Source organism: Thermophagus sp. OGC60D27, assembly GCF_052400625.1.
In the GTDB taxonomy this organism is placed as follows: domain Bacteria; phylum Bacteroidota; class Bacteroidia; order Bacteroidales; family Marinilabiliaceae; genus Thermophagus.
Genome location: NZ_JBQTGH010000010.1, coordinates 1 through 22,854 on the forward strand (window position 1 = coordinate 1; position 22,854 = coordinate 22,854).

Annotated in this window: 18 protein-coding genes and 1 pseudogene; 16 read left to right on the forward strand and 3 right to left on the reverse strand. The window is 41.4% G+C overall.

The window, feature by feature from the left end; translation table 11 throughout:
• Nucleotides 1-230: 230 nt before the first annotated feature.
• Nucleotides 231-578 carry a hypothetical protein gene (locus tag ACT29H_RS12760; protein WP_444822025.1) on the reverse strand — a complete coding sequence of 116 codons (348 nt, stop codon included), beginning with the start codon at nt 576-578 and terminating at the stop codon, nt 231-233.
• A 1,050-nt stretch (nt 579-1,628) separates the two neighbouring features.
• Here ACT29H_RS12760 and ACT29H_RS12765 point away from each other — a divergent pair.
• The 4 genes from ACT29H_RS12765 (at nt 1,629) to ltrA (ending at nt 4,934) form a co-directional block, all read left to right on the forward strand.
• Nucleotides 1,629-2,021, forward strand: coding sequence for a hypothetical protein (locus tag ACT29H_RS12765; protein ID WP_444822026.1), 393 nt, complete (start codon nt 1,629-1,631; stop codon nt 2,019-2,021).
• A gap of 75 nt (nt 2,022-2,096) precedes the next feature.
• The gene (locus ACT29H_RS12770; protein WP_444822027.1) at nt 2,097-2,840 is read left to right on the forward strand and encodes a hypothetical protein; all 744 of its coding nucleotides are present in this window, start codon (nt 2,097-2,099) and stop codon (nt 2,838-2,840) included.
• Nucleotides 2,840-3,055 (forward strand): hypothetical protein, encoded by a 216-nt coding sequence (locus ACT29H_RS12775; RefSeq protein ID WP_444822028.1) that lies wholly within the window; start codon nt 2,840-2,842, stop codon nt 3,053-3,055. The genes ACT29H_RS12770 and ACT29H_RS12775 overlap by 1 nt, the downstream gene beginning before the upstream one ends.
• A 481-nt stretch (nt 3,056-3,536) precedes the next feature.
• Nucleotides 3,537-4,934 (forward strand): group II intron reverse transcriptase/maturase, encoded by a 1,398-nt coding sequence (gene ltrA, locus ACT29H_RS12780; protein WP_444822029.1) that lies wholly within the window; start codon nt 3,537-3,539, stop codon nt 4,932-4,934.
• Between the two features lie 228 nt (nt 4,935-5,162).
• On the opposite strand, the gene ACT29H_RS12785 is transcribed toward ltrA, so the two are convergent.
• Nucleotides 5,163-5,651 (reverse strand): hypothetical protein, encoded by a 489-nt coding sequence (locus ACT29H_RS12785; protein WP_444822030.1) that lies wholly within the window; start codon nt 5,649-5,651, stop codon nt 5,163-5,165.
• Between the two features lie 11 nt (nt 5,652-5,662).
• Nucleotides 5,663-6,196, reverse strand: a complete 534-nt coding sequence (locus ACT29H_RS12790) for a glycoside hydrolase family 108 protein (RefSeq protein ID WP_444822031.1) — start codon at nt 6,194-6,196, stop codon at nt 5,663-5,665.
• 263 nt (nt 6,197-6,459) lie between these two features.
• On the opposite strand from ACT29H_RS12790, the pseudogene ACT29H_RS12795 reads away from it, so the two are divergent.
• The 12 genes and pseudogenes from ACT29H_RS12795 to ACT29H_RS12850 all read left to right on the forward strand — a co-directional run.
• Nucleotides 6,460-6,795, forward strand: a pseudogene (locus ACT29H_RS12795) (AlbA family DNA-binding domain-containing protein); the annotation flags it as partial.
• A 24-nt stretch (nt 6,796-6,819) separates the two neighbouring features.
• Nucleotides 6,820-7,887: an ATP-binding protein gene (locus ACT29H_RS12800; RefSeq protein ID WP_444822171.1), complete on the forward strand. Its 1,068-nt coding sequence runs from the start codon at nt 6,820-6,822 to the stop codon at nt 7,885-7,887.
• Between the two features lie 186 nt (nt 7,888-8,073).
• Entirely contained in the window at nt 8,074-8,256 is a 183-nt protein-coding gene (locus ACT29H_RS12805) for a Fic family protein (RefSeq protein WP_444822032.1), read from the forward strand.
• 918 nt (nt 8,257-9,174) lie between these two features.
• Nucleotides 9,175-9,489 carry a hypothetical protein gene (locus ACT29H_RS12810; protein ID WP_444822033.1) on the forward strand — a complete coding sequence of 105 codons (315 nt, stop codon included), beginning with the start codon at nt 9,175-9,177 and terminating at the stop codon, nt 9,487-9,489.
• Between the two features lie 1,043 nt (nt 9,490-10,532).
• Complete coding sequence (locus ACT29H_RS12815; protein ID WP_444822034.1) at nt 10,533-11,849, forward strand: glycoside hydrolase family 27 protein; 1,317 nt, start codon at nt 10,533-10,535, stop codon at nt 11,847-11,849.
• A 148-nt stretch (nt 11,850-11,997) separates the two neighbouring features.
• The gene (locus tag ACT29H_RS12820; RefSeq protein WP_444822035.1) at nt 11,998-13,590 is read left to right on the forward strand and encodes a sulfatase family protein; all 1,593 of its coding nucleotides are present in this window, start codon (nt 11,998-12,000) and stop codon (nt 13,588-13,590) included.
• Between the two features lie 240 nt (nt 13,591-13,830).
• Nucleotides 13,831-15,315, forward strand: a complete 1,485-nt coding sequence (locus ACT29H_RS12825; RefSeq protein ID WP_444822036.1) for a hypothetical protein — start codon at nt 13,831-13,833, stop codon at nt 15,313-15,315.
• A gap of 274 nt (nt 15,316-15,589) precedes the next feature.
• A complete protein-coding gene (locus ACT29H_RS12830; RefSeq protein WP_444822037.1) occupies nt 15,590-16,768 on the forward strand; it encodes an aldo/keto reductase in 1,179 nt (392 codons plus the stop codon).
• Nucleotides 16,769-17,049: 281 nt separating this feature from the next.
• The gene (locus ACT29H_RS12835; RefSeq protein WP_444822038.1) at nt 17,050-18,060 is read left to right on the forward strand and encodes a Kelch repeat-containing protein; all 1,011 of its coding nucleotides are present in this window, start codon (nt 17,050-17,052) and stop codon (nt 18,058-18,060) included.
• Nucleotides 18,061-18,163: 103 nt separating this feature from the next.
• Nucleotides 18,164-19,252 (forward strand): family 43 glycosylhydrolase, encoded by a 1,089-nt coding sequence (locus tag ACT29H_RS12840; RefSeq protein WP_444822039.1) that lies wholly within the window; start codon nt 18,164-18,166, stop codon nt 19,250-19,252.
• 17 nt (nt 19,253-19,269) lie between these two features.
• Nucleotides 19,270-20,694, forward strand: coding sequence for a sulfatase family protein (locus tag ACT29H_RS12845; RefSeq protein WP_444822040.1), 1,425 nt, complete (start codon nt 19,270-19,272; stop codon nt 20,692-20,694).
• 8 nt (nt 20,695-20,702) lie between these two features.
• Nucleotides 20,703-22,772: a family 43 glycosylhydrolase gene (locus tag ACT29H_RS12850; RefSeq protein ID WP_444822041.1), complete on the forward strand. Its 2,070-nt coding sequence runs from the start codon at nt 20,703-20,705 to the stop codon at nt 22,770-22,772.
• Nucleotides 22,773-22,854: the final 82 nt, after the last annotated feature.

Genomic DNA, 22,854 nt, shown 5'->3' on the forward strand with positions numbered 1-22,854 from the left:
CTCTTTTTTCTTGTCTGTCATAAACTGCAATATTAAGATTTATTAGTTTATGGACAGAGTTTATTTTACACTCTCGTCATGATAGTGATATTTATTATTTCTGACTTTAGGGACAACCTTTCTATTTTTAATATTTTAAAACTGGACGATTGACGGTAGTAATACTTTTGTCTTTTTTAATTACGATGCAAACAGGGGATAATAATCATCCGGTATATGACAGTTTTATTTTAAGCGTTAATATCAAATGAATTAAATTGGATTTTGATTTTAAAATCCACTTTGACTATTTCTTTCGGAGAAACATAAGGGAAAATATTCTTTCTTAATAGAGTAATAGCTAGTTCGACGTTTATTTTATTTAATATTTTGCGGTTAATAAATATAGCCTCCACATTATTGTCGTCAACCTCTATATAGTCGAATTGATTTGGTACTAATAACTCGAAAAGTTTTGAAAGACCTAATCGGCCATAAGGCGTTTTCCTGCCTATGATCAAGATATCCTCAAACAGTGGTAGCTTGATTTCCTCAAAGCCTAATTTTATGGTATACTCGGGTGTTGTTTTAGGTGGCATAATAGTTTTATTTCATCAGTATAAAAATTGGTTCATCCTTTGGTCTGATGGAACTCGCATGACCATTAGTTTATACATGTTCTTGTTGTGACAATCTCACATTGTCATGCTCGTTTCATTTGCGAAATTAGCATGCATATGCTAAAGTTATTTAGAATGAATGTGATTTTCTTCACATTAGGCCGGGGGAGGGATACATCGAATTGAGGGCGGGCTAAATCAGATTTGTCTCTATCCTAAAAGGAAAATAATCTTATTAATAATGGGAAGGGGTTACTAAATTAATAGTGTTTTAACCAAGTTTGCAAAACTTAATCTTATGAGCTGCACTACAAATATTTCATAAAGATAGATAAATTAATTGCCCCTTGATTAGATCTTTATGAACTTATTTTTTGAAATTGAATCGAAACGTTCATTGTTGATGAGACGATGGTCTTTTTCTATTCCCATCAGGAACTGGACCATTCTATGTAAGTAACCAATCTATGCCAATAAAGTTTAGCTTAAGAGGTTTTTTGTTAACCCGATAAAGAAATGTTTTGAGTGCTTTCTTCGTGAGGTTTAGAAATAAAAAAGACCTGAATTTTTTTAAAAATTTCAGGTCTTTAATTTTGGTGTGATCCGGGCGGGATTCATTCATTTTATCTATATGTGCTGTAAATCAGTTCTTTGGTTCGATATCTTTTTAGTTGTTCACCATTTTGTTCTCATTCGTTTTGATGATGTTTGAGCGTTTTTGACTTTTGAAGTCATTTACAAAGTTAAGGAATTGGGAGGGTGAAAGCAATAATTATTGTGTTGATTTTGTGTGTTTTGGGTTGGTTTGAGAGATGCTGTTTTATCCTGAGGTGGAGTAAATGGAGATAAAATGGAATAGTATTTATGAAAATGGGTGGTGATGTTAGAATTGGCTCTCTTTTGACCTTTTTGGAAAGTGCTGATTTGAATGAAACGAGGGGTTTTATTTAGGATTGTGGTTGTTGGTTAGTGTCTTGTGTGAAATTTCTGTTTAATGGGGCCAAACAGGGGTAAAACCTATTAAATTTAATGGGGTTAGTCGTAGATGTACTCCTTTACTTCTTCGGGGGCAAATCCGGCGAAGTCGGCGAATTCTTTGATGGTTACGAATTGATGGGGCTCTTTCCCCAGGCGCTTGCGAATATTGTCCAGGATTCGGTAGCCGGTTTTCTCACTTTTGCCGGTGATGCGCTGGATGTCCTTGGCGTAGATGCAAATTCGTTTGGTCTTCATCTTCTTTATGGTTGCTTATTTAACAATAAGTCAGGTTCTAATACTTTATCTATACTTGAGATATACAGAATCTATACTGATGTTGTATTGTCTGTTTGTAAATATGTATCAGTAAAAATAATAAAAAAAGAGACATTGCAGGACAGTTTTCTCATTGGAAGTCAGGTTTCCCGTGATGATTTGAAATAATGGGTTTTCAGTGATAGGTTTGATTCATTAACGAGGGTGAATGGGTTAGCCATCTCCCTGAAAACCTAAAATGTTATGGCAAGACAAGAAAGTTTTTTGAAGTTGAAAGGAAGAGTAGGAGACCTTACTTTCTACAAAAGTGGGGGGAAATATCTGGCTCGCACTAAAGGGGGAATCGATGGTGATCGTATTAAGAATGATCCGAGGTTTGCGCGTACCCGGGAAAACGGACAGGAATTTTTGAGAGCCGTCAAAGCCGGGAAATTGCTACGCGATGCTTTTCGCGAGCAACTGACCTTAACTTCTGACCGGGGGATGAGTGGACGATTGTCTTCTGCATTCTCAAAGATTGTGAAGAGCGATGAGGTCTCGGCTCGTGGAGAGCGGAATGTGATGGCTGGTGATGTGGCATTGTTGACGGGTTTTGAATTCAACGCCAACAGTAACCTGAAGAATATCTTTACCGAAGGATATGGTGCCAGTCTTGCGGAAGGTGTTGCAGAGGTGCTTATTGACGCCTTCAATCCGTCCAGCATCCGGAAACCGGAAGGTGCTACTCATGGGCAATTTGTGACTGTAGCCGGTTTCTTTGATTTTAACGGATTGGAATCGGCGGCTGCTACCGTTGAAGGGGAGCCTTTTTCTCTGGATGAGTCGGAGCATTTGGAAGAAACTCTGACCATCGGGAGTGTGGAGCCGGTTGAAGGTGGAGTTGGAGTAGTGATGCTCGGTCTCCTGTTTTGGCAGGAAGTGAACGGTGAGCTGTATAAGCTCAACAATGGTTCGACCAATGCCCTGCGCGTAATTGCCGTTGAATAATGATGAGCCCGGGAAACATAGAACGTGGCCGGCAGGCAGGGTTTGTTGGAGGAACACTGACAGGGATCTTTACCAATATTTCCCTGGCAGATGTGATGGGAACGATTGTGCTTTCTGCCATAGGTGCTGCGGTTAGTTTCCTGGTCTCTTTGTTGCTAAAGCGTTTATTAAACCGACCAAAGGAAAAACCATCTCCGAGAGGAAGAAAAAAATAGCCACTAACGAGTGGTTGTTGTTTGATGTTTGAGATGAAAAGCTCTTCGGGAAGCCGGAGAGCTTTTTTGGTGTGCCGTGCATGGTAAATAGCTAAGTGGTGCAAGTCCATGATGGGGGTTTATAGTCGCCAACCATTAGCAGAAGGCAAGGGTGTCCATTGTGAGGTGGAATCTGAAGGAAGCTGGACGCAAAACACTGCCCCTAGGAACACGAACCGCATCAGGCATATTCTGTAGGATGAGTTTCCCAAACAAGACGAAGTCCAAAGGCTATACGGATACAGGAGTGTAAATGCGGTGGGGATATGGTGTGAAAGTTATTTATCTTACCACGGGAGGTCTCACGGACATGCTGAAACGAAGTATGAAGCATGGACAAAACAAGTTTGTCGTGAGAAGTCAGCCGAAGCCATAGTACTTTTGTCCCGATTTGCATGAGGAAGGGCTGAACCTTAGTTACCAAGTTAATGAGGATTACCAAATGAAGGGTAGAAAGCAGAAAATATCGAAAGATAGCTACCGGCAGAAAGTAGGTGCGGAACACCGAGGATATGCCGAAGTGCCGACTTCCATTTGGATAACCGAAAACAATGAGGTAACACCACCACAAGAGGATGGATTGTTAGGAAAGATCTTGAATCCCTATAATTTGAATAAAGCATATCTACGCGTAGTTCGAAACAAAGGGAGCGATGGAGTTGATAAGATGGAAGTCGGGGTCCTTCGGGATTACTTAAAGACCCATGGATCAGACCTAATAAAATCCATAAAATCCGGGAAGTATCATCCAAATCCGGTGCGCAGGGTAGAAATACCCAAGGATAAAACGAGTAAACGTCCGTTGGGTATTCCCACGGTTATAGACCGCTTTATCCAGCAAGCGATCCATCAGGTATTATCGCCTATTTACGAACGGCAATTTTCGGACAACAGCTTTGGTTTTCGACCCAAAAGAAGCACTCATAAGGCATTATTTAGATGCAAACGATTCATATCGGAAGGTTATCAGTATGCCATTGATATGGATATGGAGAAATTCTTTGACACGGTCAACCATAGTAAGCTAACGGAAATTTTGTCAAGGACGATAGATGACAACAGGGTGGTTTCGCTAATCCATAAATACCTGAATGCAGGCGTGGTTATCGAACACAAGTTTGAAACCACACAGCAGGGCGTTCCGCAAGGAGGCCCGCTAAGCCCCTTGTTGAGTAATATGATGCTTAACGAACTCGATAAAGAGTTAACTAACCGAGGACACCGTTTTGTTCGGTATGCAGACGACATGGTTATACTATGCAAAAGCAAACGTGGAGCAGAACGTGTCATGGAAAGTACCACACACTTTATCGAACACCGTCTGTTTCTAAATGTCAATAAATCAAAAACTCAGGTAGTTTACTTTAATAGGATTAAATTCTTAGGCTACTCCTTCTATCGAGTAAAAGGGGAGGTTCGCTTTAGAATCCATCCTAAAACTGTAATCAAACTTAAGGATAAGATTAGATTTTTGACCTCACGGAGCAATGGCTGGGGCAATGCAAAACGTAAAGAAAGGCTCTCCTCGTATATTAAAGGTTGGGTCAATTATTACAAGTATGCAGATATAAAGAACCTGCTTTCAAGGATTGATACATGGTATCGGCGAAGGCTCAGGATGGTAATATGGAAACAATGGAAGCGTGTGAAGACGCGATATCACAATCTTCGCAAACTCGGCATTCCTAATGGTAAATCATGGGAGTGGGCTAATACCCGTAAAGGATATTGGCATATATCGAATAGTATTATTGTTTCCCGAAGCATAACCAATGAACGTCTATCAAAGGCGGGTTATCTTACGTTTTCGGAATACTACCTCAGAGTGAGGGTGGGCTAAGGAACCGCCGTATACGGAACCGTACGTACGGTGGTGTGGGAGGTCGAAACGGGAAATAATCCCGTTTCTCCTACCCGATTTAGATTTTTGTCCAAAAGGCACCATTTACAGCGTTAATACTCGCCCGAAGAAAAATCGGAGCAGGCTTTGTTACTGGCACTATTTGAACAAACACTTGCTCTGCTTGCACAGTCAAATACTCCGTTATTCAGCTGATGAGCTGAAGACCTAATGAGTTGATGTATCAGGAGGTAGTGGGTTGGATCCTTCCTGTTTGAGAGAAGCACCAAAGTAGAAGCTGAATACCTGAGTAATGATGGCGCTCAGAACACCCAGAATATAGATGATAATGTCTTTGCCTTTTTGAGGGAGAGAATCGGGATAAAAAAGAATGACAAAGAATAGCGCAAAAGAGAGTACGGTGGTAATGATGGCCAGGTAAGCAGAGATGTTTTTGTTTAGCAGCGTAGCGGATGGACTTGTCTGCACTTTTGCTGCCCGGTTCCGTGCAGAGTCTTTATCCTTTAAAATGTTACTTTCCTGTTTAATTTTCAGGCTTTGCATTTCGTGCTGATGTTGCCATTCCGCTTTTTTGAGTTCCAGCTCCAGCTGAAGCTTTTCTGACTTTGTTGTGGTAAGGTCGTCGATGACATTGCCAATGGAAGAGACGATGGTCTCTCCGGTTCCTTTGTTGAAGAGATTGGATATGAAGCTCATGATTTTAGTTTTTAGATGTCACCAATAGCACGGCGGATCCAGCCAAAAAAGAACTTACGGTTGGCCGGTCTGATTTTGACCAGGTGAACGTACCGGGCAATTTTGGCGATGGTAAATGATGCCAGGAAGAGTTCCGGATTGAATCTATTGACGGCATTAAGGGTAATAGGGCCGATAATTCCGTCAGGGGTAACCTCGAGAACTCTTTGTGCGATGGAAATGCCGGTTTTGACACCTGAATTAACGCAGAAGTCAAAGATGGATTCTGCGACTAACTGGTTTTGGATGAGGTCGCCTTTTATTTTATCCCAAAATTTATTTTTAAAGAATTGTCTGACCTCATCAGGGAGATGAACATCAGCATCCAGATTATCCGGGAAAACGGGCGATTGTTTGTATTTGTCGATGGTTCTCCAGCCGGTCCAGTCGGGGTGGATATTTCGGGCAATGCCTTTGTAGGTTTGACCACCCAGGTCATCCGGGTCGTTGACGTATCCACCTTCGTGAATGAGAGTTTTGTTGAATGCATTTTCAAAAATTGCCATGATTTTGGGTTTTATCGATTAGAAGCAATTTATTAAGGAGGGTGTCTGCTTGCAAGGGAGGTGGGGGATTGTGAGAGAAATGGGAGAGATTGGGGTGATTAAGATTGGGAGATATGGAAATCGGCCATCTCTGGAAAATGATGGATATTTTTTTGCAACTTTGGGGGATCTGGCATCCATCAATGTTTAATATGTTTTTCTGAGGAAAAGTTATGAATCATGTAGAATTGACAAAAGAAAAAGTTCAGGCGTTGCTTGGGGATATGGAATCAGAACAGATAGAACGTACTATATCAAGGAATGATACTGATAAATTCTCGCAGGCAATTTGTGCCTTTTCGAATGATATTGGAAAAACATTGAGAAATGGTTATCTGCTTATTGGCGTTCATGATGATGGCACTCTTAGCGGATTGAAGGCAACTGATAAATTACTCCAATCATTGGGAGGACTGCGATCAGACGGGAACATATTACCACAACCCATAATGTCCACGCAAGCCTTTAGTTTTCCTGATGGTGATGTTATTGTTTTGGAGATACAACCGTCCCCATTTCCTCCTGTAAGATACAGAGGCAGAACCTGGATAAGAGTGGGCCCCCGGAAAGCCATTGCAAGTGAGATGGAAGAGCGTCTTTTAATTGAAAAAAGAACAGCAAATGTTAGCACTTATGATATTCGTCCTTCATTAGGTAATGGTGTTGATGAAATAAAACTAAAAACTTTCCTAGAAAATTATCTTCCCAATGCATTAGATGAAGAAACTCTGTCAAAGGACCACAGGAGTGTGGAAGAAAAACTTGCGAGTTTAAGGTTTTATAGCTTGAATTATGGGAGCGTAACAAATGCAGGGATGTTGCTTTTTGGTAAAGAAGTCGAACGTCATATTCCCGGAGCATACATTCAGTATGTCCAGTTTAATGGAGATACTGAAGCTTCAGAAATTATAAACGAGAAAAAGTTTACCGGGAGTTTAATTGATATTTTGCAGGAGCTGGATACTTTTATTGAGTATGTTATTATCCAGCAAAAACCTATAGCTATATCAGCTTTGAAAGAGAGTAAGCAGTTGAATTATCCTAAATGGGCCTTGCGAGAGCTTTTGATGAACGCAATCATGCATCGGGATTACGAATCAAATGCGCCGGTGAAATTTTATCATTATTCCCAAAGGATAGAGGTAATAAATCCAGGGGGATTATATGGAAATGCCCGTCCTGAGAATTTTCCAAATGTAAATGATTATCGGAATCCGGTTATTGCAGAAGCAATGAAAGTTCTGGGGTATGTAAACAGATTCAACAGAGGAATAGCCCGGGTTAAGTTCGAATTGGAAGAAAATGGAAATCCTGCTCCGATTTTCGATTATGATCGTATAGGGATGTTTGGTGTTTCTGTAAACTCCACTTTTAAGGAAGCAGGAGAGAAGGAAGAAGATGGTGAAACTAGGGAGAAAACTAGGGAGAAAACTAGGGAGAAAACTAGGGAGAAAACCAGGGAGAAAACCAGGGAGAAAATTTTGTCCCTTATAAAGCAAAATAGAGAAATTACAATTCATGAATTGGCTGAACAAATTGGAATAACCGATAAAGGTGTTGAATATCAGTTAAAAAAAATGAGGGGTGAGAATGTTCTTAAACGGGTAGGGGCGGCTAAAGGAGGGTATTGGGAGATTGTTGGAAGTCGATAGTACAATGCATAAAATACTGTTTTATTTTTCATATTCTTTATTTTTAGGATCTATGATCAATGGTCGTGTTTTCGGATTGTCATAGTGATAAACATAAATAATTTGGGCAAGAGTAACTAAGTAAGTAACCAAGTAAACCCTGCGAAAAGTGTAAATGAAAAAAAACTGCATTTATTAAAATATTGTTTGAAACCGAGGAGTAAGGCTGATATGCTTAAAAGGTTAGGCCTGAGTAATCAAACTGTAAATTTCAGGAGGCATATTCAGCCTTTGTTAGAACAGGGATTGATAGCACGGACAATTCCGGAAGAGCCAAATCATCCTAGCCAAAAATACATAACAACAATAGCAGGAAGAGAAATGATTTAGGGAGAAAACCAGGGTAAAAATTAGGGAGAAAAATAAGTTAGCGGAGGGGGGATTCCCTCTACCGTGCCAGGGCCGTTTCTTACAGGGAGCGGCTTTTTTTGTTGGGGTTGTTTGAGAGTGTTGCATGCCAATGTATTCAGTTATTATGGAAGTTACTATCAGTGATGTTTTGAATTAAAAGTCTGGTATCTCCGATTGAATTCTTCCTGCTGACATTAAAAGGACAAAAGAAAAAGAAAAAAGAAAGCTGTGAATTTGGGTGGTATGGGAGTCTGTCAAGGTTTTTGCAAAAAAAAGGTACTGAAGAAGTATTAAGTATCTGGCATTTGCAAAACCCGGAGGGCTTGACCTTGACAGGCTATTGCGGGATGGGTGTGGGAATACCGCCCTAACTTTGCGATTTTTTTTATTTTTTGCGAGTGTTTTTGGCTTTTATCTCGCAATCTGACATTATTCGCCTATACATAATTTTAATTAGATGGCAAAGAAATAGGTGTCTTTGTTTTTCCAGAGCTTTTTTGGAAAAGGGACCTGCAATGTTGTATAATCTGTTAGAGATAAACGAATGTACCTTCCTGGGGACGATAATGACGTGGGAAAGGTGTACCCGGATAAGTGAAATGCGTGGAGAGAAAAGGCAGTTGTGCGAACAAATAAAAGTTTGTTGATGGGGTAATGATATATTCTGATGAGGTTGGGAATTGAGCACTACTGCAGGGGGATTTCTGGGCTTTTGGACCGGGATGCATGGCCAGGGTGCATGAAGCCGAAGAGAAACGAAGGTGGAATGCAAACTAGCCAGGGAGAACGGGGCAAGTGCCCCCGGAATAATGGGTGTTTAAAGGGGATTACACCTTTTTCATACCGCTTTTGGGGTGGCGGGGAAATGTGGTTTAACGAGCCGGGATTTTACGAATAATGAACCAACCCACTGCGTATGTGGATGGTCCTTCCGGGGTTATGATGACGCGGCAAAAAGGGGGCGGATGGTTCTTGGAAGACGGGCGGGGAAAAACAGCTGTGCGGACTATTGCAAAGGTGTGTTCTGAAAGTAAAACAGAAATGAGTGTTGCTGAGGATTGTAGCACTGCTGCTGCGGGGTGCCCAGGGCTATTGGTACGGGATACATGGCCAGGTAGCATGGAGCCGGAGCGAAGCGGAAGAGGAATGCAAACCGGACAGGGAGCCCGGGCTAAATGCCCCGGACACAAGGAGATGTTGAAAGTCTGGTAGCTCCCTTTTTGCCGCACTGCTAAAGGGTGGCGGGGAAAAGGGGCCTTCAGGCCGGCTCCCTTTTTTGCTCAAAAGCGGGAAGGAATGTGGCTATAACACATAATGGACTTATGGGACAGCTTTGGTTAGCTGATGAGGTTTGAGTTGGTGAACAGGTGAGTTCATGAGTAGGGGTGGTTTTTGATGATAGATAATTGCGGGTTGGGAGATAATTGAGGATTGGCTAAAGTGAAAATGTGCGATTGGGTGCTCGGCTTTGCCGCTTTGTTTACAAAGAAATCGCACGCCCTGGGGTGAAATAGATGCGGGGCTGTTCCTATAAGAACGCGTTATGTTTTTATAGCTTGGGGGTGGTTCCGGGGGACGCATTTTTGATGGAGGGTTGGGTGGCTCTTTGGCAAAAGGGATTGGCGGATCGGAATCCGCCAGACCTGTTGGCAATGTGCCAATGCGGGGAGGTTTAAAAATGTGGCACTCCGAAACCACTGCGGGTGGATGCGGGGAAGGGGGCAAAAAGACCGGGCGAGCCCCGAAGTGGCAGGCCTTGTTGTAATGTAGTAACAAGGGCTGAAAGTGCTGCGGGCGAAAGGGAATTCGCCCGACCTAAACATGGAATTCGCCCGTCCTGAGGGGTGGGGATTTTTGCCGCCTGGATGACAAAGGAGCAAAAAAGGGAGCCGGCCTGAAGGCTGAATTTTGTGGGGAAAGGTTATTTCGGAAGCGTAATGGATTTTTTCTTATAGAGATAACCTGACGGATATGGTATAATGACTTAATTTCCGAAGAATTCACATGAATTGATAATTGTACTCTTTTGTTTTGCTGGTTTTACAAAACAGCTATTTAGAATTAAGATGGGATGAAGCTTTTTTGTGATTGTTATTGGATTTTTTAACCGAATTGAACAGATGAGCTTAAAGAGTGTACGATTGAGGGACTGTTTATATGTGTTATACGTTTATTTTGGAATGTCTGAATAATGTGACTATTGAAGAATAGAGTTATTGAAGTTTCAAATGTTTAAATAAAATACGAAAAGATTTATGGACATTACAAAATTAGCGTTGACACCTCCAATGGGATGGAATAGTTGGGATTGTTTCAGTGTAAGTGTAACAGAAGAAGAAGTAAAACAAAATGCAGATTTTGTGGCCCGTCATCTGAAAAAGTTTGGGTGGGAATATATTGTAGTTGATCTGGCCTGGTTTGCGCCGGGAGCAACACATGAGACCTATAAGCAATTAAACATTCCACAACTTATAGATGAGTACGGTCGCTTGATTCCGGATCCTGAAAAATTTCCTTCTTCAGCAAATGGAAATGGGTTTAAACCACTTGCTGATTATGTGCATGGCCTGGGGTTGAAATTTGGGATTCACATCATGAGAGGAATCCCTGTTCAGGCTGTTGATGCTAAAACACCTGTAAAAGGAACTGACTTAACCGCAGATCAGGTATCTTATAATCGTGAAAGCTGTCCCTGGTACAATAGTTTGAGAACGCTCAATTTTGCTGAAAAAGGAGCGCAGGAGTATTATAATTCTATTTTTGAATTATATGCATCATGGGGAGTAGATTATATCAAAGCTGATGATATGAATTCCTGGCATGAAGTACAGAATAGTGACGGTTCACCTACAGGGGAGGGATCTCCTTACCGCATTGATGATATTGAAGGAGTGCACCGTGCTATAGAGAACTGCGGGCGGCCGATGGTGTTGAGCCTTTCTCCTGGAGGACCGGAAACAACCAATATCCGCCATTTACGTGAACATTCCAATTTGTGGCGGATTTCTGCTGATTTTTGGGATGAGTGGGGCTCTCTGAAGAAACAAATGGAGCGTTGTGCTGTGTGGGCTCCATTTTCTACCCCGGGACATTGGCCGGATGCTGATATGTTGCCTTTGGGTTACATGCCGCGAGGAGAGTCAGGCGGACAGGACAGAAATACCAATTTTAATCAAGATGAGCAGGTTACATTGATCACGCTCTGGGCTATGTTTAAGTCCCCTCTTATGTTTGGCGGACATCTGCCTAAGTGTGATGATTTTACTATTTCTTTGCTGACCAATCAGGATGTGATCGATATTAATCAACACTCAAAGAACAACCGGGAGCTTTACAGAAATGGAGAAACAGTCATGTGGACTGCTGATGATGAAAAATCGGATGCCAGATATATAGCTGTGTTTAATATTTCGGATGAAAAAAGAGCAGTAAATACAGATCTAAAATCTCTTATGAATCTGGAAGGTGTAAAAGCCACAGATTTGTGGAGTAAGGAGGGTCTGGGTCAGTGTGTTGGAAATCTGACGCTTGATATTGAGCCCCATGGGGTAAGGCTCGTAAAACTTTCTTAGGGCGAGAGACGGGAGAAAAGCCCGGTTTATGGATTTTCCGGGCTTTCTCCTTTTTTAAGCTTATGGTAATAATTAAGCGAATTGATATTTTTACTGTATATCCATTATTTTTTGACGATCATTCATTTGTGTGAGAAAATTCAGTTGTATGAAGAGCACAGAAGTAACGAACATATTAATCGTAGGCTTAATATTCGCTTTAGCAACAGGTTGTGGAATTCAATCTGAAAAAAAGACCAGTGAAAGACCTAATATTCTTTTTTGTTTGGCAGATGATGTTTCTTATCCTCACATGGGTGCTTATGGATGCGACTGGGTAAAAACACCTAATTTTGACAGAGTTGCCGATCAGGGCTTGCTTTTTACTAACGCTTATACCCCTAATGCCAAATGTGCCCCGTCGCGTGCCGCCATTCTTACAGGTCGCAATAGCTGGCAGTTGAAAGAGGCAGCCAATCACTTTTGTTATTTTCCTGAAGAGTTTAAAACTTATGCAGAGGTGCTGTCGGAAAATGACTATTTTGTCGGATCTACCGGTAAAAAATGGGCCCCCGGCGACCCAGGTACTATTGATGGTAAAAAACGCCGGTTAGCTGGAAAAGGGTGGGATGCTCAAAAGCTAACTCCTCCTACTACTGAAATATCAAATAATGATTACGCTGCAAACTTCAAGGATTTTTTAGACCAGAAACCATCAAATCAACCTTTCTGTTTTTGGTATGGTAGTTTGGAACCTCATCGAGCCTATGAATTTGAGTCGTCAATGAAAGCAGGTGACTGGTTTAAAAATCAATTTCCTCAAATCCCTCCTTTCTGGCCTGAGTCAGATTCGGTACGAACCGATATGATGGATTATGCTCTGGAACTCTATCATTTTGACAAGCACCTGGGGCAGATGCTTGATCACCTTGAAGCGACAGGAATGCTTGATAATACTCTTGTTGTGGTTACTGCTGATAATGGAATGCCTTTCCCCAGAGTGAAAGGGCAGGTCTATGAATTTTCTAATCATTTACCATTGGCTGTTATGTGGGGTAAAGGGATAAAGAATCCCGGAAAAATAATAGAGGATTATGTCAGTTTTATTGATTTTGCACCCACTTTTCTGGAACTGGCCAATGTTGATGTGGATGAATCAGGAATGAAACCTGTAACAGGCAAAAGTCTGGCGCCACTATTTGCTGCTGACTTGTCTGAATCCAGGGTTCCGCACCGCGAATATGTATTACTGGGAAAGGAAAGGCATGATATAGGCAGACCGGATGATGTTGGTTATCCTGTAAGGGGAATTGTAAAAGATGGGTTTCTTTATCTTAAGAATTTTAAGACGGATAGATGGCCTGCCGGTAATCCCGAGACAGGTTATCCCAATGTAGATGCGAGTCCGACAAAAACTCAGGTTTTGAAAACTCTCTTTATTCCTGAACAGAAATACTACTGGGAATGGAGTTTTGGAAAACGGGAAGAGGAAGAGTTATATAACATCGAAGAGGATCCTTATTGTATTAACAACCTGATAGGAGATGAAGCATTTGTTTCAAAACATAAAGAACTTCAGGTTTTACTTGTTTCTGAGTTAAAAAAACAAAATGATCCCAGAGTTTTAGGGGAAGGTCATGTTTTTGATGAATATCCCTATGCCGGAAAAGATAAGGATTATTATAACAGACGAAAAAACGGGGAAGATATTGAAGCCGGCTGGCTGAATAAATCAGACAGGAACTATGTGCCTGCGTATTGATTTTTTATTGTTGCATTTTTGCAAACAAACTAGAATTCTTCCTTTGTTGAATTGAGTTTAATAATTCTTTATTTAAATGCAATTATTGAGAATGCTTTTTACCTAAACGTTTACCTGACGTTTGCAGGAATACTATTAAAAACGGGTTGTTCAGGTTTTATGTAAAATGAAAATTTAATTTTTTTTAATCAAATGCTGAAAAATTCACAGTGTTTTTTCTGGCACTAAAAAAAGATGACCATGAAGATTTCTATATTACTTGTGTTTGCGGTTTGTTTTTTCTTTTCCTGCAAAGCAGAAGAACATCTTGAAGGAGTTCCCCGTTCTGATATTTATTCTGTAAGTCTGGTTGAAAACGGGGCTGAAAAGCAGCTTGAAGTTTTTCATAACAGGTGTAATAAATACGACCCGACCGATCCTGGTTCCGATCCGAAGGATAAAGGGCCCCTGTCATTGTATGCAGAACACTCCGTTGATTGGAGCAGTTTTACCGCAGATAAAGAAGTGGAAGTAGTGGTTGAGGTGCTTGACACTTCGAAAGTCCGACTGGATAATGTTGATTACCGCGTTCTGCCTTCCCGAAAACAAGTTATTGCTAAAAGAGTTAGTGGTACGAATAAATTAAAGTTTACACTGCCGGGGCCGGGGCAGTACTCTGTTGAAATTGGAAGTGAAGAGGAGTGGAAGCATGCACTTGTACTTTTTGCGAATCCCCCGGAAACAGTCATCCCTGATTTTGATAAAGGAAAATGGCTAATGATAAAAGGTGCTGATCATAGTTTGGATTCAGAGACCGGGGGGTATGATGCCATTTGGTTTGGACCCGGAGTGCATGACATTGGTGTCTTTAACGTACCAGCCAATATTAAACAGATATATATCCATCAAGATGCCTGGGTATATGGTGCTTTTATTATGGATGGAAAGGATAGGTCGAATGTTAAAATATTTGGGAGAGGAGTCCTTTCCGGAGCACGTCTTCATTTAAGGGAATCTCATTCTGTTGAAGCTATAAATGATGCAGATGGTATAACGGTAAAGGGCATTACGATTGCTGACTACGTGCATTTTGCCATACGTCTTCTTGGACAAAATAACCGGGTTGAGTGGACAAAGATTGTCGGGGGTTGGATATACAATTGTGATGGAATTGCAGCTTATGCCGGATCAAAAATCAGTAACTGTTTTATTTGGGCCAATGACGATAATATCAAGCTTTATGATGACAACATAACTGTCGATAAGGTGGTTTGCTGGAATCTTAATAACGGAGCTGTTTTCCAATTGAGTTGGGGCGGATTTACCAGTAGCAATGTTACCGTTCGAAATGTGGATGTTATCCGTACTGATTATTCCGGGGAAGGAATGAACCATGGCATTGTTAATTGCAGAAAAGGTATTGGAGGTAATCATCGTAATTTTCTTTTTGAAAATGTTACCGTTGAAACTCCAACAAACATTGTCATTAATATCGCACCCGAAGGAAGGTCTCATCCTATTGAAAATTTTGTATTTCGCAACTGGAATGTCAGGATGAACATGAAAAAGGGGATAAAGAACAAGCTTGTAGGGATAAGTAAAAGTAGCCAAATTGAAAATTTCAGTTTTTCCAATTTTGTTATCAACGGAACTTGTATTGATGAGAACAACGATTCACGGTTTTTTGAAACAAGGCGGGTGAAAAATATTTCTTTTGGTTGTTCTGATGTTGCTCAGGGGGATTGATTATTCGATATCAGGAAAAGTGCCCCTTTTGAACCTGCCGAATTGGCTATAAACAGGTATTACAATCATGCCCGGATTCAAAACCGTTTTTGAACTTGAGGTACTAAATAAAAATTACACTTTTGGGTGTTGTTTCCTGGTTTTTTGAGCAATTTCATTATCGCAATGGCTTTTCGTGTAACGCTTGCTTTGATGAAAGAACAACATTAAAAACAATCAGTTAGTCCTTTTTTAATCTCTTCATTTCAGAAGAGTAATTTTGAATTTAATGATTATGCAAACAAGAAGAGGTTTTATCAGGAAAGTCGCCTTGTCGGCATCGGCCTTGATGGCTGGAAATTTCAAGGGATATGCAGCGGGTCATTCATTTCAGGATGAACGGGGTCATTATCTTTCAACAGGGAAGGAGTGGCGAAACAAACAATCGGGCATGAGCTATCGCCTGCTTGGGCGAACCGGAATGATGGTGTCGGAAATGGTGATTGGTGGTGGTGGTTTAAATCCCGACAAATATAAATATATTGGTGCTGCTATCGAAAAAGGAGTTAATTATGTGGATACTGCTTCCCGGTATGGGCGAGGAAGAAGTGAGCAGGGCGTTCGGGAAGTATTAAAGATGGCCGGAAGAGAAAAACTGTTTGTTTCTACTAAGATAAGTTCTTATTTACCTTTCATAGATCAGCTCACACGGGATCTATTTAATGAATTACCCCCTTCGAAACAGAAATCTCTTCTGAATGAAGCCCGCCAGTTGATCGTGGACAGAGGGGTTGACCGATCCGGTTATTATTATAAATTTTTTCCTACCCAGGATAAAGAATTCCCGGATGGTTATCTTACGTACGTTATTCGCAAAAATTACGGAAACACCAGAAAGTGGAAAAATGAAATTAAAAAGGAGTTAAGAAAAACAGTCGAACAAAGTCTGATCAAATTGGATACAGATTATATTGATGTTTTGCATTGCCCTCATGGTGTCCGGGTACCTGAAGAAATGGATGATGAAGTATTGTCGGAAATGTTTGAGGATCTAAAGAAAGAAGGTAAAATTCGTTTTTTCGGTGTTTCTATTCATTCTGATGTTCCGGGAAACCTGATGAAGGCTGCGGATTCCGGTGTTTATGATATGGCCATGGTTGCCTACAATATAGTTAATCAGGGGAGTGTGGATGTTCCATTAAGAAAAGCCTGTGAGAGTGGTCTCGGGATTATTGCCATGAAAGCTGCTTCTGCAGTTTTTCCTCCTCACGATTCATTAAAGCCCGTTCCTCAATGGCGCATTGATAAACTAAATCATGCTATTCCCGGAGATATGAAACTTCAGTTGAAGGCTTACTTGTGGGTTCTTCAAAATCCTCATGTCTCAGGAGTTATTTCTGCTTTCAGAAATGAGGAGATGATTCATGAAAATCTGTCTGTTGTAGGGCAAAAAATAAATTTGAAGAGATTGTGACTGTGAGTGATAGTGTTTTGTTTAACAGTTGATTATAGTGTGGTTGGCTTTTGAGTTTATTATATGCTGTACAATTGGAAGCAAAAAATGGACAGTAGAACATTTTGAGCAGGATTTCTTAGGTTATTTTTGATTTTGTCAACTATTTTTAGATGGTTCATTCGATATAATATTTAGAATGTATCTCTCTATATGGATTTTGACTTAAAAGTGATTTAATAGGTAGTACAGAGAATAATTTTTGTAGGAAGTAATTATTCCTTCTGATTAAAATTCTTCCTATGAAAAACATGCATTTTTATCTCCTTTTTATCTCAATTCTTGTTTCGGGAGGGAATGTGGTGGTCGCTCAGGATAATCTGCTTTCCGATTATCGTTGGAAAACAATTGATGCCACAGGAGAAGTTACCGGACGTCATGAAAATGCTTTTGTGGAATACAAGGGTAAATTTTATTTGATCGGAGGACGGGGGATAAATCCTGTGAATGTTTTTGATCCGGAGACGAACAGTTGGGAAGTGAAAAGTAAATCGCCCATGCAGATTCATCATTTTCAGGCAGTGGTTTACGGAGATGCCATTTATTTAATGGGGGCCATGTCCGGAGGGTATCCCGGTGAAAAACCGTTGGCGAATATTTGGATTTATTACCCGGAAACAGACGAATGGGAAAAGGGCCCCGAAATTCCTGAAAACAGACGCCGAGGGGGTGCGGGTACTGTGGTTTACAATGGGAAAATTTATATGGTCTGTGGTATTGAGTATGGTCATACCAGTGGGACCAACAATTATTTCGACAGTTTTGATCCCAAAACAGGGGAATGGGAGGTGCTTACCAAAGCGCCTCACATACGTGATCATTTCCCGGCCATTGTTGTGGATAGCAAGCTTTATTGCATCGGTGGCCGGAATACCAGTGTTCATTATCCGGATAATTTCGGCGCTTTTTTTAATTCTACCGTACCTGAAATTGATGTTTATGATTTTAAAGAAAAAAAGTGGCATACTTTACCTGAATCCCTTCCGGTGCCAACTGCCGCCGGAGGCTCAGTGAATATTGGGACTTATATTCTTTACATGGGAGGGGAAGGAAGGCAAAAACAAGCATACAACCAAACACAATGTCTTGATATTTCCACAGGTCAATGGTCGCAGCTGTCACCCATGGTTACTGGTCGTCACGGAACCGGTGCAATAAACTATGAAGGTAAAATTTATAAAGCAGCCGGAAGCCCTAATAAAGGAGGAGGGAACTTAACTTCTATTGAAGTTTTTTCTATGGACAATGAATAGTTGGGGTCTATAATTTTTTTGTGCGTTTTTGAATTGAAAATATTGTTTTAAGGCTCAATTGTGAGGTGCCTTTTATTGTTAATAGGTTATTAAAATTATAGATATGAAACGAATAGGTTTTTTTATTATTCTGATGTTAGTCGTTAGTCAACTCTCAGCTCAACATTATACTCGCGATGTTGCTAAAATAAAAGCAGAAATTTCTGCCCGTAATAAAGCAGTGCATGTATTTCATGACTGGATGCGTGACCCTGTAATAATGATAGGTCCCGACGGTTATTATTATTTATCGGTGACGCAACATGGTGATGAAACGCCTGATGGCAGGGAAATTATAGATCATGGAGTGCCCGTTTACCGCAGCAAAGACCTCGCTGAATGGGAATTTATTGGTTATCCGTATACCATTGAGGATGCTGATAATTACGAACAGTATGTTAAACTCAGAGAAGAACGGAATGCCGACCCCGGGCCCTGGGGACCTGATCATCTTAAACTATGGGCACCCGAGTTGTTTTATTTAAATAATAGATGGGTGGTTACTCATACTTCAAATGCAGGAATTGGTAATCTGGCCCTGACTGAAGGGAGCGAATTGGAAGGCCCCTGGGATGGATGGGGTGAAGACTTCGGCCGTCAGCACGATCCCACGATTTTTACCGATGATGACGGTACACATTGGTTGGTTTCAAAATGTGCACAGCTTCAAAAACTAAAACCCGATCTGAGTGGTTTTGATGGCAAACCTGTACATATCAGTCCATCAAATCGTAAAATGGGACACGAGGGGGCTTTCATTATTAAATTCGAAGATCAATACATATTTTTTGGCACTGCCTGGTCGCGTGATACACTTCGCCACGGGACCTATAACCTCTATTACACCGTTTCCGACAAACTGAAAGGGCCTTATGGTGAGCGAAAATTTGCAGGTCGCTTTTTGGGGCATGGTACGCCGTTTAAAGATAAAGAGGGTAACTGGTGGTGTACCGCTTTTTATAATGCCAATCACCCAACCCTTTCCCGCGAAGAAGCAAGGACTAAGGATGTTAGTCAATCGGCCTATACCCTTAACAAACAGGGCTTAACACTGGTGCCAATTGAGATAAAGAAAGTGGACGGCGAAATTGTGGTACGGGCTTTAGACCCCGATTATGAAAAACCCGGGGACGAAGAAGTACAGAATTTTTAATACTTAAAACAAGATGTATGCTAACCAGGTTTTTTGTTTTGCTAGGGATAGCAATATTTTGCTTATCCATAGAAGCATCCGGGATAAAAAAGGATGAAACATCAAAACCCAATGTGGTCATAATTTTCACCGATGATCAGGGCTATCAGGATTTGGGATGCTATGACTCCCCCAAGATCAAAACACCCAATATCGATAAAATGGCTGAAGAGGGTATCCGGTTTACTGATTTTTATGTGTCGGCTTCAGTTTGTTCCCCTTCCAGGGCTTCTCTGCTTACCGGGAAATATTCTTTTGGCAACGGAGTCGGCGGGGTTGTTTTTCCCGACCGAAAAGGCATGGATCCACAGCAGGTAACATTGGCCGAAGTGTTGAAAACGGCAGGATATGCTACTGCCTGTTTTGGTAAATGGCATTTGGGCGATTTGGAAACAAGTTTGCCTTTAAATCAGGGGTTTGATGAATATTTTGGAATTCCTTACAGTAACGATATGTTTATTGGGGTTAAGCAGAAATTTGCTGATAGTGTTAATTTTCGGAATGGGTATACTCTCCAAAAAGCACGTGAGGATCAGGAATTTATTAAAGAAAATTACACGAAACGGAAAAAAATTGCCGAGTATGGCATTAAAGAGTTGGTACCTTTATTTGAGGGCAATAAAATAGTTGAATATCCGTGTGACCAAGCCACGTTAACTAAACGGTATTTTGACAGGGCATTTGATTTTATTGAAAAAAACGATGAGAACCCTTTCTTTGTCTATTTAGCTCCTGCCATGCCGCATGTTCCTCTATTTGCTTCTGAAGAATTTAAAAATACCAGTGAGAGGGGATTGTATGGAGATGTCATCGAGGAAATTGACTGGAATGTTGGTGAGTTGGTCAATTATTTGGAGAAAAATGAACTGGATGAAAATACGATGATTATTTTCACTTCCGACAACGGCCCATGGCTTGGGTACGGAGATCATGCAGGAAGTGCTGAGCCATTGCGTGACGGAAAATTCACAAACTATGAAGGTGGGGTAAGAGTACCCTGTGTAATGTATTGGCCTGGGCAATGGGATCGTGGAAAAGTTAGTCATGAAATTGTTTCAACTGTTGATTTCTTTCCTACAATAGCAAACTATGCCGGAGCTGAGTATGATCGTGTGCATGGTATTGATATCTCTTCTCATCTTGAGAATACTGATAATAAACTTTCGCGGGATTATGTGTTATACACTAAAAATACAGATGTTCATGGCATTAGAAAGGGTGATTGGAAGTACTTGCCATATAGTGGAGAGAGGTTTGCAGACAGGAAAGAATTCCCTCCCCAATTGTTTAACTTAAAAGAGGATGTTTCTGAAAAAAACAATCTGTATGATACACATCCCGATATCGCCCGGGATTTAGAGGAGGAAATGAGAAAAATTGAAATGAAGTTGAAAGAGAAATGAAAATTCAAATGAGACATGTTTTTTTGTTGTCAATAGCGTTGTTTTTGTGCCATGGTTTTATAGCCGGGCAAAAGCCCAATATTTGGCTTACTTCTGATTTTACGGGGATTAAAACGGGCGAGCCGGTTTGGAATCATAAAACCGAGAATAAGTCGCAATTCAATACCGAGAGCGATCCGGATGACTATTGTGGCGTTGCCAACTATCTGATGCTGGCCAACAGGTTCAATACCGTGCGTATTGTGGTTGGATCTGATTGGGCACCTGCCGAAAGAAGCACCAATGCTGCAGAAGAATTTCGTAACCGGTTTTTACCGGCTTACGAGCACGATGTGGCTTATTGGAACGGGGAAAACGGCATTGGAGGCTATCCCACGGTCGATGAAATAGCCGCTTCGCTGCGCCTTGCCTCGACGCAGGGGGAGCGTTTCGACCCTAATGCGAGCTATAAGAATATTAAAAAGCTCCCTGCAACAGTGCGTGAGTTGGTTGAAGAACTAAAAAGCGAACAGTATTCTGCCGGGAACCCTCTTTACGTGCTGGTTTGGGGGCCTGCTACAGAGGTGGCTATTGCCATAAAGCATTTGCAGGCTAACGAGCAAAAAAGCGCTTTGCAAAATCTTTTCATCGTTTCGCACTGGACTACTTCTTATATAAGTCATAACAATCCCTCACGGTGCAGAACCGATTCAATTGACCGTGTAAAATATGGGGTAGCCAATTGTAACGAAGACTGCCGGGCATGTAAATTCGTGCATGAAGAGGCTGCTAAAGCCGATGCCAATTTCCGTTTTGTGGATGTGGGGTCCATAGGTCAAACAGGGATTGTTGATGGCTCAGTCCCTTATTTTGCACCCAAAGGTTTTCAAAGTCCTAAAGTGCAGATGTTTAAGGAGAGCGAGATGGGCAAAATGTTCATTTCGTCTAACTTTATTTATAACCGCCCCGATGGTTCGGATATGGCTCCCGTTTATGCCATTTTAGGGCAATACGGGTTGACTTTGGACGATTTTAATACCAATGGTCAGTTAACCGAGTCCCAGGAGCAGCATGGTATGAAAGTATTTAAAAAGCAGGCGCCTTATATGCTCGACGAACTTTTGGCCATTAGCAATATTGTGGCAAACAACAAAACAGCTTTAAAACCGCAGGAATTGAATTATCCGCTGATGTTTAAAGCTCAGGGTAACCCGTTGGTTCGCCATATCCGTACTGCCGATCCCGATTGCCATGTGTGGAATGATGGCCGGTTGTGGATGTACACATCGCAAGACCATGACTCCACTCCCGAACAAAGGGAAAAGGCAGGCCACGGATACTCCAGGATGGATGGTTACCATGTTTTTTCTACCTCCGACATGGAAACATGGATCGATCATGGTGAAATCCTTCACTCGCGCAATGTGCCCTGGGGAACCGACGATGGTGGCTGGATGTGGGCACCTGGTGCTGCTTACAAAAATGGCACTTATTATCTCTATTTCCCGCACATGGATAAAAATATGCAATGGAAAACCGGGGTAGCTACGTCAAAATATCCGCAAGGGCCATTTGTTGCTGAATCAACCTATATGGAAGGTACCAGCGGAATCGATCCCATGTGCCTCGTTGATGATGATGGTCAGGCCTACCTCTACTTTGGTCACGCCCTGGTCGCCAAACTTTCGGACGACATGCTTTCGCTGGCCGAAGAGCCACGGGAAATTGATTATGGCGGTGACAACTTCCGTGAAGGCCCTTACATGCACAAATATCAGGGAAAGTATTATTATTCATGGACCGATTGGAAAGATCCGGATTTCCAGGGGTATTATGCCATTGGCGACAATCCGTACGGACCATTTGAATATAAGGGAGCTGTAAATCCAAATCCTCCCGGTGCGCAGGATCATCATTCAATGATAGAATTTAAAGGCAAGTGGTACTATTTTTATCACGTGGGCAATTTTACCAATAAGTGGGGTGAACAAGGGCGCGGATACCGGCGTAATGTGCGTGTCGATTACCTCTACTATAACCCTGATGGAACATTGAAAATGGTTGAACAAACCAAAGAAGGGGTTGAACGGGTGGAATAAACCGGCAAAAAGTTTTTTCAATAGATCGTTATTTTAAAGACTTGAGATCATGAGATTGTGTGTAATGCATTGAAATTTATTA

Bases quoted from the DNA above. Each gene is read 5' to 3' on its own strand.
- ACT29H_RS12800 (WP_444822171.1), top strand. From the start codon at position 6,820: ATGGAAGAGCGTCTTTTAATTGAAAAAAGAACAGCAAATGTTAGCACT.
- ACT29H_RS12850 (WP_444822041.1), top strand. From the start codon at position 20,703: ATGAGACATGTTTTTTTGTTGTCAATAGCGTTGTTTTTGTGCCATGGT.
- ACT29H_RS12775 (WP_444822028.1), top strand. From the start codon at position 2,840: ATGATGAGCCCGGGAAACATAGAACGTGGCCGGCAGGCAGGGTTTGTT.
- ACT29H_RS12840 (WP_444822039.1), top strand. From the start codon at position 18,164: ATGAAACGAATAGGTTTTTTTATTATTCTGATGTTAGTCGTTAGTCAA.
- ltrA (WP_444822029.1), top strand. From the start codon at position 3,537: ATGAAGGGTAGAAAGCAGAAAATATCGAAAGATAGCTACCGGCAGAAA.
- ACT29H_RS12835 (WP_444822038.1), top strand. From the start codon at position 17,050: ATGAAAAACATGCATTTTTATCTCCTTTTTATCTCAATTCTTGTTTCG.
- ACT29H_RS12770 (WP_444822027.1), top strand. From the start codon at position 2,097: ATGGCAAGACAAGAAAGTTTTTTGAAGTTGAAAGGAAGAGTAGGAGAC.
- ACT29H_RS12820 (WP_444822035.1), top strand. From the start codon at position 11,998: ATGAAGAGCACAGAAGTAACGAACATATTAATCGTAGGCTTAATATTC.
- ACT29H_RS12815 (WP_444822034.1), top strand. From the start codon at position 10,533: ATGGACATTACAAAATTAGCGTTGACACCTCCAATGGGATGGAATAGT.
- ACT29H_RS12825 (WP_444822036.1), top strand. From the start codon at position 13,831: ATGAAGATTTCTATATTACTTGTGTTTGCGGTTTGTTTTTTCTTTTCC.
- ACT29H_RS12760 (WP_444822025.1), bottom strand. From the start codon at position 578: ATGCCACCTAAAACAACACCCGAGTATACCATAAAATTAGGCTTTGAG.
- ACT29H_RS12785 (WP_444822030.1), bottom strand. From the start codon at position 5,651: ATGAGCTTCATATCCAATCTCTTCAACAAAGGAACCGGAGAGACCATC.
- ACT29H_RS12845 (WP_444822040.1), top strand. From the start codon at position 19,270: ATGCTAACCAGGTTTTTTGTTTTGCTAGGGATAGCAATATTTTGCTTA.
- ACT29H_RS12810 (WP_444822033.1), top strand. From the start codon at position 9,175: ATGAACCAACCCACTGCGTATGTGGATGGTCCTTCCGGGGTTATGATG.
- ACT29H_RS12830 (WP_444822037.1), top strand. From the start codon at position 15,590: ATGCAAACAAGAAGAGGTTTTATCAGGAAAGTCGCCTTGTCGGCATCG.
- ACT29H_RS12765 (WP_444822026.1), top strand. From the start codon at position 1,629: ATGGGGTTAGTCGTAGATGTACTCCTTTACTTCTTCGGGGGCAAATCC.
- ACT29H_RS12790 (WP_444822031.1), bottom strand. From the start codon at position 6,196: ATGGCAATTTTTGAAAATGCATTCAACAAAACTCTCATTCACGAAGGT.